Here is a 16,395-nt window from a genome sequence, read left to right as displayed (position 1 = left end):
TGACAAGCCTGGTCGCCTGACCCCAGTAACGAGTCTCTACCGAACCCGGGGCGGTTCAAGGCGTTGTGTTGATTGTTGATAAAGGGATCTCTGTGCCTCTGGGATTGTGAGTTGTTTGTGCTGTTTGGCGGTCATTATGTGGTGGTGGTGTTTGGGTGTGCTTAGAGGATGTTGGTGGGGCCTTCGTGTGGTTTTCCCCAGTTGTGGCGGTGGGGTGTGATGGTTGTGGGGAAGGTGTAGACGGTGACGTGGTCGTGGGTAGGGTCGATGGTGTAGGTGAGTGTGGTTTGTAGTCGTGTGAGTTGTGCGTGGGTGAGTTGGCCTTCGAAGACGCTGCGTTGGGTGTGGTGGAGGTATTGGCGGCAGGTGCGGAGGACGGCGGCGTTGCGTTCGGTTGCGGTGTCGTAGACGAGGATGACGTGCATGTGGGGTTACCACCATATGCGGAACGGTGTGAATGGTTGGTTTTCGAGGCAGGTTTTGACGAGTCTGAGTGCGTCGAGGTAGATGAGTTCGTCGTAGGCGACGGGGCGGTTGAGGGTGCGGTGCTGGATGGTGGTGGCGAGGTCGTCGCGGATTGTGGTGAGGACGAGTTTGCGTCCGGTGGTGCTGAGCATGGCGTGGTTGGTGTCGGTGTCGAAGTGGTGGGGTTTGAGTTGTTTGCGTTGGGCCATGCGCAGGAGGAGTCGTTCGGCGAAGAGAGGGCGGAAGACTTCGGCGAGGTCGAGGGCGAGGGTGTGTCGGTGGCGTTCGAGTGTGCTGTGCAGGAAGCCGATGCCGGTGTGCAGTGGGGTGAGACGTAGGGCGCTGAGGACCCGGGCGTAGACGACGCTGTTTGCGTAGCTGATGAAGGCGTTGCCCGCGTTGCGGGGTGGTTGGCGGCTGCGGAGTTGGAGCCAGTCGGGCAGTTTGGTGTCGAGGGTTTCCCAGGCGCTGCGGCGGAAGTTTCCTTCGGCGGCCATGAGTTGTGCGGGTGTGGTGGCGGTGGCGATGCTGTCGGTGAGGGTGGTGTAGGGGGTGGTGAGGAGCTTGCGGTCGATGACGCGGCGGACGTTGAAGGCGGCGCAGTCGACGACGCTGCGGGCGATAGGCATGGCTGTGTCCGGTGCCGCGAGGCGGGTTTGGGCGGTGACGGTGGCCCCAGAGGTGGCGGTGTCGGCGCCGAGCAGGGAGCCGGTGTAGTCACCGTGGTAGCTGAGGAAGTGGATGTCGATGTGGTGGCGGTTGAGCAGGCTGATCACGGAGCTGTTGAGGTCGACAGGGGCGGCGGCGATGATGTCGCGGACGTCGGTGATGGGGATGTGGACGGTGGTGCCTTCGTCGCGGTCGATGCGCAGAGAGTTGTCCTGGCGTTGGATGCGGCAGGGGGTGGTCAGCCAGTAGGTGCGTGCGGCGGTGGGCATCAGGGGTTCCAGCAGTAGTCGAGGTAGCTGCAGCCGTGGCATCGGTGGCGTGCCAGGCGGGGTGCGGGGCTGGGTTGGGTGATGGTGTCCAGGGCGGTGGTGATGTCGGTGCGGGCTTGGTGGTCGTGGGCGCTGGGGTCGTAGGGGATGCGGTGTGTGCGGCGGGTTTTGTGGTAGTGCAGGATCGCGCCGCGGGCAGGGATGCCGAGGGCGCGGAGCCGGTGGCAGTAGTGGATGGCTTGGGCGCGGTCGGCGGCGGTGGGTTTGCCGGAGGATTTGACTTCGTGGACCCAGAGGTCGCCGTCTATGTGGTCGAGGCGTGCCCCGCCGAGGTCGATCGGGGACATGCGGGTATAGCTGGTGTCGTGGACCGCTTGCCCGTATTGGACGAGTTCGCTGAGGTGTTCGGGGCGGAATCCCCTGCTGTAGAGCCAGAGTTGGCGTCGGCAGTGGTGGAGGTATTTGATGTGGACTCCCCCGATGTCCTCGGGGCCGATCATATGAGCTCTCCGGGGTTGTAGCGGACGCGTCCGGTGACGTCTCCCAGTCCAGTGACCGGGTTGTAGTCGCCATCGAAGACCAGGACCCCGGTGGCGGGGTCCCGTTCGAGGTTGCGGATTTGGTGGGCGGGCAGCGGGATGAGGAATTCGGAGGCGAGCAGCCGTCCCGCCGCTGTGGTGTCGGTCGAGTGCAGGGCTGCGGTGTAGTGCTCGAGGTCGGGCCGCCAGACCGCTTCGATCCCGTCGAACATTGTCGCGAAATGCTTCTCCAGGTCGGCCAGTTCGTGAAAGGGGCGGGCGAAGGCTAGGAAGGTGTTGGTGAACTCCGTGCGGGCCTTCCGCACGTCGGTTTCCCAGCGGTGGGCCCAGTCTCCGGTGTAGACGGTGTCCAGCCAGTGCTGGAGGTCGGCCTCGTCGATCACGGCGTTGTCGTGGGTGGTGAGCAGGTCCCAGGTCCGGCGGGTGGGTTCCTCGTCGTAGACCCCGTCGGCGTAGAGAGTTTTGCTGTTGCCGCGGGGCCGGTAGAGGGGTGCGTGCACGATCACCGGGGCGGGGGCGCGCAAGCCGAGCCGGTTGATCCGCCCGAACCGTTGCAGCAACGCCTCCAGCGGTGCTCCGGAGGTGTGCAGGATGGCGCCGTCGAGGTTCAGCGACACCTCCAGTACCTGTGTCGCGACGACCAACCCAGGGGGTTGTGCCCGCGCTGCGGCGGTACTGGCGCCGAATCGGTCGAGGATCCCGTTTTCGATGCGCCGGCGATCCAGGCCGCGGAAGCGTGCGTGCAGCAAGAACGCGGCCGGTTCACCCCATCGTCGTGTCACGCGGGGCGCGAGTGCGTCGTAGATCAGACGCGCGTCGGCGATGTTGTTGGCGATGACGAACACCGGCTGGCCGGTGTCGAGATCCCGCGCGATGGTCTCCAGGCTGGCAGGGCTGGTGAGATGGTCCTCGGTGAGATGGAGCCGGTGTCGGGGCTGGGCCTTCGGGGCGTCGATGACACGCACGGTCTGGTCGGCCAGGACCTCGTCGGTGAGCATCCGGGTCAACGGGCCCGGCAGGGTGGCGGACAGGATCGCGACGCGGCCTCCGTGATCGGCCCACCACGTCATCATGGCCAGGATCATGCCCAGGCGCCGCGGCTCGTAGGCGTGAAGCTCGTCGAAAATGAACACCGAGTTGACGGTGTCGAGCAGGGTCGCGGCGTTGGTAGGGCCGCTCAACGCGGCACGCAGCAGTTGGTACGGCGTGGCGACCCGCAGCAGTTCCCGGTGATTGCGGCTGGCCTGCTGTTTGGACACTGCCTGTTCGGCCGCTTCGTCCCTGGCCTGCTCTGGATCGGCCCGGTCGAGGTGGTAGAGCCCGGCACGGGAGTGCAGCACGCCTACAACATCTTGGCCGACGTCTGTGGCTAGCCGGTCGGCGATCGCGTTGATCGAGGCCAGATACGGCAGGAGGTAGAACACCCGCGGGATCCCTCCGCAGGCGGCGCTGATCGCGTCGGCGTTGGTTTCGGCCCACAGTTGTCCGGTTTCGGTTTTGCCCAGGCCGGTGGACGCACGGATGATCACATGTCCGTGCACGGTGGCGGCGAGGGTTTGGTGGGGATACGGGTGCGCGCCGGTGCGCGCCAGTGTGTATGCGAAGGTGGTGTGGTAGCCGCGCAGGGGTGGCTCGGTGAGCAGGTCACCGTCGGCGGAGGCGACGTGGTCGGCCAACACCACCGCGCCTTGCAGCAGGCGCCCGGTCACCCCGTCGGCCCGGTGCTGGCCGAACAGGGTGTTGAACCAATGCGTGTGCAGTTGGCGCAGCAGGTCGAACGCCGCGGCGCCCAGTTCGTCGACATCCACAGTCTCACCGAACGCGGGTGATCGTGTCGGCAGGAGGCCGTGGCTGTGGAGGATGTCACCGCACCAGGACAGCAGCGCGGCCGCGGTGGCGGGGTCGACTGGGTGGAAGCAGTTCAGGAACTCGGCCAAGTCCAGCTTGCCGTACTGAGTGAACACGGCACGCCGGGCCGCGTGGCTGTCGGTGGTGAAGGGGCGGTGGTGCGCCGCGACCGCGGTGCCGATCCAGAATCGGTCCCGCTCCGGTAGTGCGGCCAGCAGTAGCGCGACGAAGCCGAGGGAGTAGACCTCGTGGCGTTGCCTCCAGGCCCGCCCGCTGCGAAGGAGTTGCTGGAATCCGTCCGGGAGTTTCCCGGTGTCGTGTAGGAAGGCGGCGATGAGCACCCAGGTCCAGAACCGCTTGGGCTGGTCAGCGATGGCGCCCACGCGGCGCCAGACCAGGTAGGCGGTGTTCAGCGTGGCCAGGCTGTGCGTGGTGAGCTGCTCCTCACCGATATGTCCCGTGAGTGTGTTCTGGGTGGGGTGTTTGGCCAGCACCCGCGTCAGCGGATCCGGCGGCGTACCAAGGGGGATGGCGGATAGCAGGGTGCTGGGCGTGAGTGGTGCGCTGGGGCTCTCGGTCACAGGGCCGCGCCTGGGGTGGCGATGGTGTCCGGATGGACCCGGTGGAGCGGGACGATCGCTTGCCCGTCGTCGGTGGTCCAGTCGCTGGGCACGGTGTTGGCGCGGCCGGTCGGGTCGTAGCGGTAGCTGTTCCAGGTGTGACGGTCCCGGTCGATGCTGATCGTGGCGGGCAGCCGCAGCAGGGATCCCGCCGTGCTGACCTCCGCGGGCACGATCGCGTGTTGTTGCCGCCCAGGGCCCGGGTGCAGGGTGACCATGCGGGTGCGGGCATCGGCCAGGTCCTGACTGCGGCCCAGCCGCAGCGGCCACACTGGCCTGCGCAATGCGGCCCGCCACAACGCAAGATCGTCCAGCAGCCAGACAGTGAGGACCACGTCGAACAAGAACCCGCGCTCTTTCGGGGTGGGTGTGGTGCGCCGTCCGTGCGCGTCGAGCGGATGGTAGGTCTCCAGGTCTACCCCCTGCCCGGCGGTGGTGAACGCCATCGCGAAGCGGGTGTGCACAGGCATCTGGGCCCAGCCGCCTACAGCGGCGGCCAGCGCCCCACCCACCGTGGACGGCGGTGGGCAGGGCAACCCGATCTGGGCGGCGGCGTAGAGCGGATCGCGGAAGGAGGCCACCCGAGCAGTGATGGTGGCCTCCACCGCAGGCACAGTGGACGTGGTCATCGAGCGGGGTCCTCGAACCACGCGTCGTGCTCACCCTTCTCGATCTTGGCCGCCAACTCGGTCAGCACGACCCGGGGGTGGCCCACCTGCACGGCGCCGCTGTCGATCTGCTCGGCCAGGCTCGCGGGCCTGTTCCCGTTGGTCACCGAGGAAGCCCGGTGCCCACCCGATCCGGACCGGGCCGTCGAGTTCGTCCTGCCACGCACCCAGTTCCTCGACCAGCACCTCGGGGTCGAACATGGTCCGGCCCCCCTGGTTGCGCACCACGCGGGTGAAGGGGTTGTTGCCGCCCTTGATCGGGGCCAGGATCACCAATGCCGGGGACCGTTCCCCGTAGTGCAGCGACTTTTTCGCACCTCCACGAAGCTGCGCGATCGTGCGCAGCAGCACCGCGACACGGCGGCGGCGTTCGGCCAGCGGTAACTGGATGGCCTCGTGCTGACGGAACTCGACGCTGACCGCGCCCGCGGCGGTGGCCTCGGCGGCGGCTGCGGGTGACAGGTCAGGCAGCCGCCCTTGGCCTTGCAGGGCAAAGGTTCCCACCCGCGGTAGATCCAGCAGGATGTCCGAGGCTAGTTCGGTGGTGTAGTGCTCATGCTCGTGGATCACCGGGGGCTCGCCGCTCTCGAATCCCCGGCTCATCGTGCCGAAGTCCCGGGTCGGGGTGTGCGGCACCACCGACACCGCTGTGCCCACGGCCAGCACAGTGTCGCGTTGGTAGCTACCGCCGTCGCCGTTGTCCTTCGCGCGGGCGATCATGTAACCGAACAGATCGTCATCCAGGTACAGGTCCGGCCGACCCGCGGTGTGGGCTTGCTGTTTCCTGCCGCCCCCCGAACCGGACCGAGTCACCGGTGAGGCCAACTCGGTGTCGGCCAGGCAATCGCGGGTCCACCGGCGCTGCGCCTGCGCGGATGCATACGGGTAGTACGCGCCGGTGTTGGTGCGGATCTTCTTGACCACGGCGAGGTTGTCCTCACCCCGGCCGTTGTTCGGGGCACCGGCCTTGATGTCGAAGCACAGCTGGCCGACCAGGTAGGTCATACGGGTTCCTCTTCCAGGGTTTCGTCGAACAGTGCGGGGTCGAGCACGTCGTCGTCTTCCAACTCGGACCGGGCTTGGCCAGAATCGACCGTCCAGCCACGCAGTTGCAGTTCTTCCAGCACACCCGACACCAGCAGGTCGCGCCGATGCCAGGACGCAGCCGCGGGATCCGGATCGAACAGCAGGTGGAGTTGGCGCATGGTGATGAACGGCTCCCGTGGACGCCCGTTCTCAGCAGTATTCGGCACGGGTGCGCTGGCCTCGACCAGGGTGTGCAGTGTGGAGGTCTTCTTCAGCCAGGTCCTGAGACGTTTCGAGTCCCGCTCGGCATGCAGAAAACCCCGGAGCCGCTTGTCGTTTCCGGTGGCGCCGACATGGTCGGCGATCCGGGCCGCCAATGCTCGGATCTGGTCGATGTCGCTGGTGGGCATGGACAACACCTCGGTGACGTAGGAGAAACACAAGTCGGCCAGCATCGCCGATTCCGCCGGGATCCTGGTGCTGGCGCTGCAGGCTCGCAGATAGCCCGCAACCCACTGGGGGAGGCGATCGGGACTGGTGAACAACACGTTCGCCAGCATGTGACTGCCGGCAACCTTGCTGGTGTGCATCGCACGAGTGAGATAGCGAAACGCGGTGGCGCGGTCGGCCGACCACGCGGTCGACCGTAGCCATGCCGCGACCCGTTGCTGGAGGTTGTGGATGTCGAGCGATTGGTCTTTGTTGCTGTTGCTGAACACCATTAGATCGACGTCCGCCGTCACCGTGTCCGCGGATTCGTAGGAGCGCAACCGTGCCAGTGCGAGACGCTGCCGTAGATACGCGCCCGCCACGGGTTTCGGGCCACCGGCTTGGGCGTAGATCCGGGTGTCGTGAACCTGGTTGATCGTGGTGTGCCACAGGAACTTCTCATCCCAGCTGTGCACAACGGTGGCGCGGCCCCCGTGGATGCGACAGGCGTAGGGCAACGCGTGAAACGACGACAGACACCCAAAACATAGCGCCAACCCCTCATGGCCACGGGTGGTGGTGTTGCGATGGCTGGTGCTTTCCGCCAACGGCACATCGACCTTGCCGTAGAACCCGCAGGCCCGCCGTGTACACAACGCGCATGGCACACCTGGCCACGATTCATGTTGTGGCGCCTTCCGCCAGCGGAGGATCTGTTCCTCACGGGTGGCGTGATCCTGCTTGCCGCGCGCGGTCGGGTTCATCGGTGAATTGGGCCAGAACAGGTAACTGACTCCCAACCAGAACCCGCCGGCATCCTTGGCCTTGTCGACTGTGACGGTGCGCAGCAAATCGGCGGTCATCTGCCCTACCCCGGCTTCAAACGCTGCGGAGTCCACCCCGGCGACGCTGTCTGCCTCGGCGAGAACAGCCAGCGCCGTAGCGCCGACACGCTGCAAGGGATGATGGGTCAACACCGGCACGAAGGCCCATTCGTCGCCGCGGTGGGCACTCATCGCCTCACCCAGCCGAAACCTGCAGATGTGTCTTGTCCCAATCCCCAATCATGAATGGCCTGCAGGGTTCTCGGTGGCCCCGACAGCTCCACCTCGACCCCTGCGCACACCTTCGCTCCCTGCCCCACTGCGAAAGACCGCTTGCAGCCGATGAAGTGCACCTGTTCCAAGGTCACGTCCGGGTCCAGCTCCAACGTCTCGGCCTTCCGCTTCAGGTTCTGCTCGAAATACGCCGGCCACTCCGGTTCCCCCGGCAGCAACCAGTTCTGCTTGTCGGTCCGCGCACCGGTCGCGTCCCGGTTTGGTCCTTTGAGGACCATCGGGGTCAGCGTCCGGAACCGGGCACGCCCGGAGCCGAACTGCGGAGGAAACACCGGAGTGATCGCATGGACCTGGAGGGCGACACCGCCCCAATCCCATACTTTCTCCTCCGCCAGCCCATTGGCGATCGCCTGGACGATCTCCACCAAGGGGCTGCCGATCTCCACCGTGCCATTCCCGCCGGCCCGGTACACCCCGCGCCGGCGCCGCGCGCCAGGAAACCGCGGCGGGCTGTACCCGAACGGCCGCATCCGCCGCGAACCCCAACCCTGCTCGTGAAGCTGATCTCCGAGCTCGGGATGCGCACGCCTCAACGCCTCGTACACGATCGCCCGGCCCGGCTTGAGCACCGAATGCCATGGCACCCGATCCGCCCGCGTGGAGATCTCACACACCAGCCGCACACCCCCACCTCCTCCCGCGTTTCAGTCGATCTCGATGAACTTCTACTAGGTTGAAGGCTGGCCGTTGTAGCAACTCGCGACACCGCACACAAGCAGCGCTCGACGCGCGTGTCGCCTGCAACGCAGGAAGCCGTGTACCAGCTGTAGATAGCAGAAGGGGCCGACACAAATGCTGTGCCGACCCCTCCGTGCAGGCCCTGAGAGGGCCGATAATGCGACGTCACCGCACCAGAAGACCTAATAGATCTTCATGTTGTCACCCCGACAAAAGGGCGATGACCGCGTGCCGACAGCACGCGCAACACCGGGCAGCCTGCCCCGCCACGACACCACAGGCAAGTCCATCCACCACCGCCGATTCACCCGATCGGATGTCGCACACTCCTCAGGACACAGCCACCATCACACGCCATCTGCAGCGAACCCCCCGGCTCCCATGCATAACCAACGGATCGCTGAAACCAGACGATGCTCACCAACCTTGTTCAGTCAATCGTCAAGCGAGCGGGGGTAACACACCACCAGAGCGACCAGCCTGTCGACGTTCCACATGACCCGGGCAATTTGGGTGCGCTGGTTGTGGCGATTGGGGATCCCCGGCAGATCGAGCGGGTACGGTGACCTTCGCGCAGCTGCGGGAAACTCCGGGTTAGATACCAAACTTTAGTGGCCCGTCCTCGCTGTACGCGAATTCCGCCGAGCACAAATCTACAACGCGACGACGGCCCCACTGTTCACCGATATCTATCCCTTCAACACGACAGCTACCGGCACCACTCCACCGGCGAGTCGACCGCCGGGCAGTGGCAAGCCGGAGCCAACTCGGCCGCGCTGGTGCGTCCCTCGGTGAGGAGGCCCTACGGGTCAGCGCCGACAATCGCCCCACGCGCCGGTTTGTGCCCGGCCTGCTCGGGTGACGCCCAGCGCACCGGGCATGGATGGTTGACGCTTGCCGCCCTGGCTGGGGTGGCGGCCGCGGCCAAGCGTCGTCGCCTGCCCGTGCTGACCCTGGGGCACCCTGGCGGATTTCCTCAACCGTTCCGCGACGGCTGGACACACCGGCCGTAGCGATGGCGACTCCCGCGCGATCAACGCCCATTGCCTGGGTAGCTGGCCGAGGCGGCAATCAGTAGCCCAGCCCCGAGTGCAGGCCGTTGTCCTCGTCATTGTCGTCGCCTTCGCCATCGAGGTTGCCATTCCCGGTCGTGTCTGTGGGTGCGTCGGGGCTGTAGTTCTCGCCGTCGTGTCGTCGGTCGGTGTGGGGGTCGATGATCTGGGTGATCGCGTTGTCGACGAGGTCTTCTGTGTGTTCACCGAGGATTTCGGTGAGAAGGTGATCGACGTCTTTCTCGATCACGGGGGTGCCGTCGGTTGGTTTTTCGTGCTGTACCAGGTCGGTGAGGTCTGTCGCCGAATCGACAGGATGGTGGTGTCCGTCGAGTTTGACGGGGCTGAGCAGGTATGTTGGGCTATCGTGGCCAGGCCAGGCCCATCCGATCGTGAGTTCCTGGTCTCCGCGGATGTAGGTTTCCGCGTGGCCTCCGGGGGGCGGGTAGGTGGGGTGGATTGTTGTGCGTTCCCACCCGTTTTCGGCGATCGTGATTTTGACGAAGTCGAGTTCGATGTCGCTGAAGGAGACGAACGGGTTGTCCGAGTCGAGCAGCGCGGCGAGGACCGCGGCGCCGTGTTCATCCTCTGTGCTGGGGGTTCCGGCTACCTGGTAGTCGTTGGTGCCGAGCAGCGCGGCCATCGACGTGCGTTCCCCCACTACGACTTCCCGGGTGGTGGTGCGTGCTTCACTGCGCAGGTCGACGAAGGTGGCGGTATCGGAGGCGCGATGCGTCGCCAGGGTTGTCCCCAGATCGTCGGGGATTTCGGCGTAGGGGCGCACGGCGTCGAGCGCGATGGCGGGCTCGAGGATTTCGCCGATGTCGGTGCCGCGCTCGACGAGCGGGATGTGTTCGCCGTCGGCGTCGACGCCGTCGAACACCGTGGCGTAGTAGGTGTGCAGGACGTCGTCCCAGCCCACGTGGATTTCTCGCTGGGGGTGCGCGTCGGCATCGAGCGGTTCTAGCCGGATCCGGCTGTCGGCCATGAACGGTCACCTCCCGCCGTTGCCAGGGGCGGAATGCCACGGCGACGCCGTTCGGGTGGGAAAGTCGTCGCGCTCGTTTCGACCTCGTGTGCTGTACCGCGCTTCGCATTCGCCGGTGCTAGCCGCATGCGGTGCTGGTCGCGAGCGGGCGACGCTAGCCCTGTGGCGGTGAGAGCCGCCGTACTGATGAACTCTGCGGCCTGGAGCGCGGGGCGAAGGCGAGTGGAGATTAAGCATCGCGGTGGTCAGTAGCCCAGCCCGGAGTGCAGACCGTCATCGCCGCCGAAGTCCTCGTCGTCGCCGAGGGGTGCGGTGGCGTTGTCGGCACCGGCGGTGTCGGTGCCGTCCCGGTGCACGGTGTGGGGACCGAGGATCAGATCGACGTCGTCGACGGATGGTGCGCTGGTGCCAAGGATCGCGTCGATCGCGGTGGGGTCGCCTTGCAGTGCCTGCCGGGCGACGTGGCCCGCTTCGGTACGTAGCTGCGCGAAGGTGGAGGTGTCCGCGGCGCGATCGTCCGCGAGTCGGGTGGCCAGATCTGCGGGGATTTCCGCGTAGTCGCGGACGGCGTCGATCACGCCACCGGGGTAGGTCAGGTCGCCGATGCTGTTGCCGCGGTCGACAAGGAGGACTTCGTTGCCGTTGGCGTCTTCTCCGTCGAAGACCTGCGCGTAGTAGGTCTGCATGCCGCGGTCCCAGCCGACGTAGATTTCCCGGTCGGGATGGTCGGCGGCGTTGAGGGGTGTGAGTGGGATCCGACTGCTCGCCACGGCGCATCACTCCTTTCATTGTCAGGTCGCCTGGCCGGTCGCGGGCGCGAGTTCGCCGAGGTGCTCATCGGTGGTCAGCACGACACCACGGAGCGCACCGCCCGGATCCACCGTTTTCCTGTGTCGGTGAGTTCGGTGCCGTCGGGTGTGGTGAGCGGGCAGCTGGTGGTGATCCGCGCCAGCGTTGCTCCGGGGGTCAGGCGGGTTCCGGGCCGTGGCGCGCCGGAGACACGGATGAGGTCGCTGTCGGGTCCGGGTGGTCCGGTCAGGCCTCGGTGGTGCTCGACGAGCCGGTCGTGGGCCACCCGGTACAGCCCGGCTGGTGGGCTGTACCGGACGGTGTGTTCGGGTCGTGTTGAGCGAAGCTCCAGCTGCGTGATCGGTCGGGTCGGCGCCGGTGACGTGGTTCGGGTCGCGCGCCGACCGAGGACGGCGTCCAGGTGGCGGATCAACAGCGGCTGCTGTCCGCGTTCGGCGTCGAATTCGCTCTGCAGGGTCACCGAGGCGTGCGGCCCAAGGTGGAGGTCGAGCAGGTGGGGGCCGTAATCGGTGAGCACATAGTCGACGTGGAACGCACCTCGGTAGCCGCGGCCGGCCAGCCAAGCTCCGATCGTGTCGGTCAGCTCCCGCCCGGCGCGGACGGTGTCGGGGTCGAGGTGGTCGTGCGGGCCGTACACGGCGCCGCAGTAAACGCCCGGTGGAGCGCCGGTCTCGGAGATGCTGGACAGGCGCGTCGACGGGGCGTTCACCGTCACGGTCTCGGTGTCGACGAGCGCCTGGTAGGTCAGGGTGGAGCGTCCGGGAAGGTTCGAGACGATCCACCTCGTCACGTCCGGACGAGCGTTGAGCATGCGGTGGAGATCGTCAGTGGACTCGATCAGAGAGATGTCGTGTCCGGTCGCCGGGGTGGGCACCTGCAGGAGGAACGGGGTGCCCAGCTTGCCGGTAATGCGCTGATGGACTAACGCGGCCGCCGCCTGCACCAGGTAGGGCGGCACAGGGATACCGAGCCGGAGCAAGTGGTCGCGCAGGATGGCCTTGTCCGCCAGCTCCGCGACGGTGCCGTGGGAGATGTCGGCGAGCTCGACCAGGCCCGGCCACTGGCCGGTGACCGCGCGCCAGGCGGGGCTCGCCGCCCACGGCACGACCAGCACCGGTGTGTCCGGGTCAGCGACGGCGTTCACGGCCACCTGCGCGTAGCGGGCGAGCTGGTCCAGGTGCCGCGGTCCCCAGGGGCGGCGGATCCGGTCGGTGTCCTCGAGGGAGAACCCGGCGACCACGGGGTTCGCCAGGTAGTCGTGCACGGAGGCGCAGCACACCAGCGTGGCCCGCGTCGCTGAGTGCACGAGTGGGAGCAGGTCCTCGGGGTGGGGGCTGATCGCGACGATCGGCCGGTCGCGCAGCGTGGTGCCGGGTTGTTCATGGGGTGGTGTCATCGCGTGATGCCTCCTGTCCGGGGAGCGCGCCGCCCGCTGGGGGCGCGGTGTGCTGTTCGGGCGCGGTCGAGGGCTGCTCGGCGCCGGGCGTGGGTTGTTCGGCGAGGGTGAACCGGTCCAGGCGTGCTGGGGCGCCGGTTTGTTTGTGGCCGTCGGTGCGGCAGTGGGTGTGGGTCCATTCGGTGGCCAGCCGGGCGGCGAAGCCGGGGCGCCAGTGGTGGTGCCAGTACTCGGCTTGCTGGATGTTGGCCGAGGGGCCGAGGTTGGCCGAGCGCCACGCGTAGGCCAGCGTGGCGAGCTCGGCGACGAGGCCGGGATGGTTGAGCCAGCAGACGGGGATCGGCACGGCCCGGCTGCCGGGCAGGCCGACGTAGGTGCGGTTGTAGAACTCGACGAACATCGCGAGCGTGAACAGCGGGTTCTGGTCCTGGTGCTCCTTGTCCTCGGCGGCGGGCGGGGGCGGGAAGATCACCCAGGGCGCGGGCCGGTGCTGCCGGTCATCACCGCCCTCGTCGGGTTCGGTGTCCACGAGTTGCTGGACCTGGACCGCGAGGTCCTTCTGCTGGTCGCGCACCTCGGCTACCAGCCGGGCTACTTTCTGCAGGCTGGCTTTGAGCGCGGCGAGTTGTTCCTGGGTGTGGTCGATGCGTTCCCAGAGCACGTCGACGTGCGAGCGCCAGTCCGCGCGGCCCCGCCCGGCAGGCCGGGCCGGTTGGTGCTGGCCGCCCGGTTCTGGAGGGTCGTCGGGCCGGGTGGGGATCTCTTCGTCCTCGCTCATCGCGCCCCGATCCCCGGCACGCTCGCCCGCGGGAGCATGCCGTACCCGTCGGCCAGGGGCCGTCCGTCGGGTCCGACCGGTGCGGTGCCGGCGCGGATGGTCTCCACATCGGCGCGGAGTTGTTTCGCGTCGGGGCGCTGCTCGACGTCGACGGTGCGGGCCAGGATGGGTAGCAGGTTGCCGTGGATGACCAGCACCCGGCCGCGGCGCAGGGTGCGGATGTCCCCGGCCCGGTAGGTGGGCACGGTTTCGCTGCCCATGGCGGTGCGGCCGACGCCGAGCATGCCCTCGGAGTGTTGCTGGTAGCTGCGGCGTCGGTGCTGCCCGGACAGCGTGGACAGCCACTCCAGGGTTTTGTCGTCCTTGAGGCCGCCGAACGCGGTGAGCGTCAGCGTGTTGTCCAGCAGTTGGCGTCGCCCGGACTGGTCGTAGAGTTCGTCCAACTGGGCCACCGATTGCGCGGCCCAGTGGATCAGCGCGCCCCGCCCGGCGGAGTCGGCCAGGATCGCGGGCAGCCGCGGCACGGGGGTGGCGTCGTAGAGTTCGTCCAGGATCGCCGAGAACGGCGGATCGAGGCGCCGATGCGCCTGGGTGAGTGCCTGGTCTTGGGCGGTGGTCAGGATGTGCTCGGTGAGCGCGGTCAGGATCGGCCGGGCCTGCGGGGCTTGGTGCTCGCCGGCGATGAGGAACAGCGACCCGTTCTCGGCGAGGAATTGCTCGGCGTCGAAATGCTGGCCGGGTTCGGGGATGGACATCTGCCGTAGGTGCGGGTGCATCCACGGTTCGAGGCAGCGCCGTACGCTCATCCACACCGCGTCGGAGGTTTCGGCGACCATGCCGACCTCGCTGCGGAGGTTGCTGGACAGGTCGGTGTGCCCGTGGGCGCGCAGGATGTCGACCGGTTCGAGGTCGGGGGGTTTGGTGATCGCCCATCCGACCACGTCGCCGACGTTCTTTCCGTCGAGCGCGGCGGCGAGCAGGTAGGCCTGCATCACGATTTTCGCGCGGTCTCTGAAGACTTTGTCGTTGCCGACCACGTTCCTCAACCCGACCGAGGAGGCTTCCACGAGGCTTTCCGCGCGACGTAGTGCGACGTTGGGGTCGTGGCAGCCGAGGATGGGTGACCATGCGACCTGGGCGGGCCAGGACACGGTGGAGGTCGCGTCGAACAGCCACACCGGGCCGCCGTTCGTGCGGCGGGTGCGGGCGAGCAGGCCCCATTCGGACAGGTCCGGTTTCGTGGTCGAGGCCAGCAGCGCGCCCGGCGCGGCCAGCACTTTGTGCACGAGGTCGGTGCGGGACTTCCCGCTGCGGGTCGGTGCGATGGTGCCGGTGGGGGTTTCCAGCGTGGTGCACAACGGCTGCCGGTTGGGGCCGCGGTGCAGCGGCACCGAGATCTCCTCGACCGGCGCGCTGCGGCGTTGCCGGTCATCAAGGCTGGGACGGGTCCACCGTGCGGTGTGCCGGGCGTGCCGGACCGACAGGTTGGCTCGCAGGTCGCGCCGGCTCGCGTGCCCGGCGGGGGTGGGGCCGAGCAGCCGCCACCCGGGGATCGCGACCGCGACGACGGCCAGTGTGCCGAGCGCGAGCAGCAGCGCGACGAGCATCCAGTACAGCACCGGATGCCCGGCGAGCCCGGCCTGCCACGGCTGCCCAAGCTCTGTCCCCGGGGCGGCGGGGTGGGACACGATGTCACCGGCGTTGGCAAACCAGGATCCGAATTCGGGGAACTCCCACGGGCCACCGGTCACCGCGGTGACCATCACGGTGGCGGTGTTGAGGATCGTGATCACGGCGAGCACGACGCCGAGTGCGCCGACGAGCAAGGCGAACAGGGCCACGTCCCGGTCGAGTCCGGGTGGCCTGTTGGAGTTGGGTTTCATGCGGCGGGGCTCCCTCCCTGCGGTGGCGGGGAGGGCGTGCTGGGTTCGGCGACCCGACGGATCGCCACGACCTTGTCCGCCCAGGCGGATAAGGGTTCGAGGATGACGCCGGTCGAGCTGTCGTAGCTGTTGACGATCAGGTTGTGCCCGGCGTACAGGCCGACGTGGCGGGGATTGCGTGCGGTGCCGAGGGATCCGGCGGTGAACAGCAAATCCCCGGGCTGGACTTGGGTCAGGCTGGGCACGGGGCGTCCGGCGTGGACTTGGCTGGTGGTGCCGGCGGGGATGCCGACTCCGGCGGCGGCCCAGGAGGCCAGCGTCAGTCCGGAGCAGTCGAACCCGTTTGGGCCTTTCCCGCCCCACACATACGGTTTCCCGAGCTGTGCCAGGGCGTAGGAGACCGCGGCGGCCTGCCGAGGATCGGGCGGGGGCTGGAAGTCTGGCGGGAGTTTCTTCGGGTCGACGCCCGGGTCCCGGGGGATGTTCGAGCCGCCTTGGTCGCTGCACCCGGTTGCCGCGAGGCTCGTCTGCTGCGCCGGGTTGTCCAGCCCTCCGGGGGCGGGTGGTACGGGAACGGGATTGTCCGGGCCGGTCCAGAATTTCCCGACGATCGCGGTGGCTTCGCGCTCGCGCGGCGCGTATCGGTCGGGAAACCCCGAGCGCTGCACCGCTTGCTGTGCCTTGCCTGGTGGCATGGTGGCCCAGCCGGGCAGGGCCACGAGGTGGTCGAGAAACGTGTTGGTGGCGTAGACCGGGTTGAGGATCTGCTCCGCGCTTCCCCATCCTTGGCTGGGGCGTTGCTGGAAGACGCCGAGGGAGTCGCGGTCGCCGTAGTTGAGGTTGCGCATCCCGCTTTCCACCAGCGCGGTGGAGATGGCGAGGACGGCGGCGCGGCGCGGGAGATGGCGTTGCTGGACGACGGTGACGATGGTCTGGGCGATGTCCATCTGGTCGGCGTTCACCCGTGACTCGTCCACGACCTGGGATCCGCCGCCGGGGCCGCCGTCGCCGCTGCAGCCGCCGAGCGCGACGGTGCCGGCAGTGGTCACGGCCATGACGACGATCGAGGCCACCGCGACCGGCACCGCCACCACCGCAACTAACGCGGTGGTGATGCCGCTGAGAAGGCTGGTGCTGCTGACCGGTTCCATCAGCGCGC

The 16,395-nt window shown here is 67.6% G+C and carries 14 protein-coding genes; all 14 read right to left on the bottom strand.

What is annotated here, in order from left to right; genetic code table 11:
• Positions 1–161: 161 nt before the first annotated feature.
• Positions 162–425, bottom strand: a complete 264-nt coding sequence (gene cas2 / locus FXO23_RS41015; protein ID WP_158892608.1) for a CRISPR-associated endonuclease Cas2 — start codon at positions 423–425, stop codon at positions 162–164.
• A 6-nt stretch (positions 426–431) separates the two neighbouring features.
• On the bottom strand, positions 432–1,403 hold the full coding sequence (cas1, locus tag FXO23_RS41010) for a CRISPR-associated endonuclease Cas1 (protein WP_158892606.1): 972 nt from the start codon (positions 1,401–1,403) through the stop codon (positions 432–434).
• The gene (locus FXO23_RS41005) at positions 1,403–1,903 is read right to left on the bottom strand and encodes a CRISPR-associated protein Cas4 (protein ID WP_218952304.1); all 501 of its coding nucleotides are present in this window, start codon (positions 1,901–1,903) and stop codon (positions 1,403–1,405) included. Before FXO23_RS41005 ends, cas1 begins: the two co-directional genes overlap by 1 nt.
• Complete coding sequence (cas3, locus tag FXO23_RS41000; RefSeq protein WP_158892604.1) at positions 1,900–4,371, bottom strand: CRISPR-associated helicase Cas3'; 2,472 nt, start codon at positions 4,369–4,371, stop codon at positions 1,900–1,902. The genes FXO23_RS41005 and cas3 overlap by 4 nt, the downstream gene beginning before the upstream one ends.
• Positions 4,368–5,039: a CRISPR-associated protein Cas5 gene (gene cas5, locus FXO23_RS40995; protein ID WP_158892602.1), complete on the bottom strand. Its 672-nt coding sequence runs from the start codon at positions 5,037–5,039 to the stop codon at positions 4,368–4,370. The genes cas3 and cas5 overlap by 4 nt, the downstream gene beginning before the upstream one ends.
• Before the next feature lie 30 nt (positions 5,040–5,069).
• A complete protein-coding gene (gene cas7i / locus FXO23_RS40990; protein WP_246258326.1) occupies positions 5,070–6,083 on the bottom strand; it encodes a type I-B CRISPR-associated protein Cas7/Cst2/DevR in 1,014 nt (337 codons plus the stop codon).
• The gene (locus FXO23_RS40985) at positions 6,080–7,549 is read right to left on the bottom strand and encodes a hypothetical protein (RefSeq protein WP_158892600.1); all 1,470 of its coding nucleotides are present in this window, start codon (positions 7,547–7,549) and stop codon (positions 6,080–6,082) included. The genes cas7i and FXO23_RS40985 overlap by 4 nt, the downstream gene beginning before the upstream one ends.
• A complete protein-coding gene (gene cas6, locus FXO23_RS40980; RefSeq protein ID WP_246258325.1) occupies positions 7,546–8,220 on the bottom strand; it encodes a CRISPR-associated endoribonuclease Cas6 in 675 nt (224 codons plus the stop codon). Before cas6 ends, FXO23_RS40985 begins: the two co-directional genes overlap by 4 nt.
• Before the next feature lie 1,180 nt (positions 8,221–9,400).
• Positions 9,401–10,369: a hypothetical protein gene (locus FXO23_RS40975; protein WP_158892596.1), complete on the bottom strand. Its 969-nt coding sequence runs from the start codon at positions 10,367–10,369 to the stop codon at positions 9,401–9,403.
• Positions 10,370–10,614: 245 nt separating this feature from the next.
• Complete coding sequence (locus FXO23_RS40970; protein WP_158892594.1) at positions 10,615–11,139, bottom strand: hypothetical protein; 525 nt, start codon at positions 11,137–11,139, stop codon at positions 10,615–10,617.
• Positions 11,140–11,213: 74 nt separating this feature from the next.
• Positions 11,214–12,575, bottom strand: a complete 1,362-nt coding sequence (locus FXO23_RS40965) for a hypothetical protein (RefSeq protein WP_158892592.1) — start codon at positions 12,573–12,575, stop codon at positions 11,214–11,216.
• On the bottom strand, positions 12,559–13,353 hold the full coding sequence (locus FXO23_RS40960) for a hypothetical protein (protein WP_158892590.1): 795 nt from the start codon (positions 13,351–13,353) through the stop codon (positions 12,559–12,561). The genes FXO23_RS40965 and FXO23_RS40960 overlap by 17 nt, the downstream gene beginning before the upstream one ends.
• Positions 13,350–15,236: a type IV secretory system conjugative DNA transfer family protein gene (locus FXO23_RS40955; RefSeq protein ID WP_158892588.1), complete on the bottom strand. Its 1,887-nt coding sequence runs from the start codon at positions 15,234–15,236 to the stop codon at positions 13,350–13,352. Before FXO23_RS40955 ends, FXO23_RS40960 begins: the two co-directional genes overlap by 4 nt.
• Positions 15,233–16,387, bottom strand: a complete 1,155-nt coding sequence (locus FXO23_RS40950; protein ID WP_158892586.1) for a C40 family peptidase — start codon at positions 16,385–16,387, stop codon at positions 15,233–15,235. Before FXO23_RS40950 ends, FXO23_RS40955 begins: the two co-directional genes overlap by 4 nt.
• Between the last annotated feature and the right edge of the window lie 8 nt (positions 16,388–16,395).

It is taken from the genome of Amycolatopsis anabasis (assembly GCF_009765355.1).
GTDB classification, from domain to species: domain Bacteria; phylum Actinomycetota; class Actinomycetes; order Mycobacteriales; family Pseudonocardiaceae; genus Amycolatopsis; species Amycolatopsis anabasis.
This window is presented reverse-complemented; position numbering and strand designations above follow the sequence as displayed.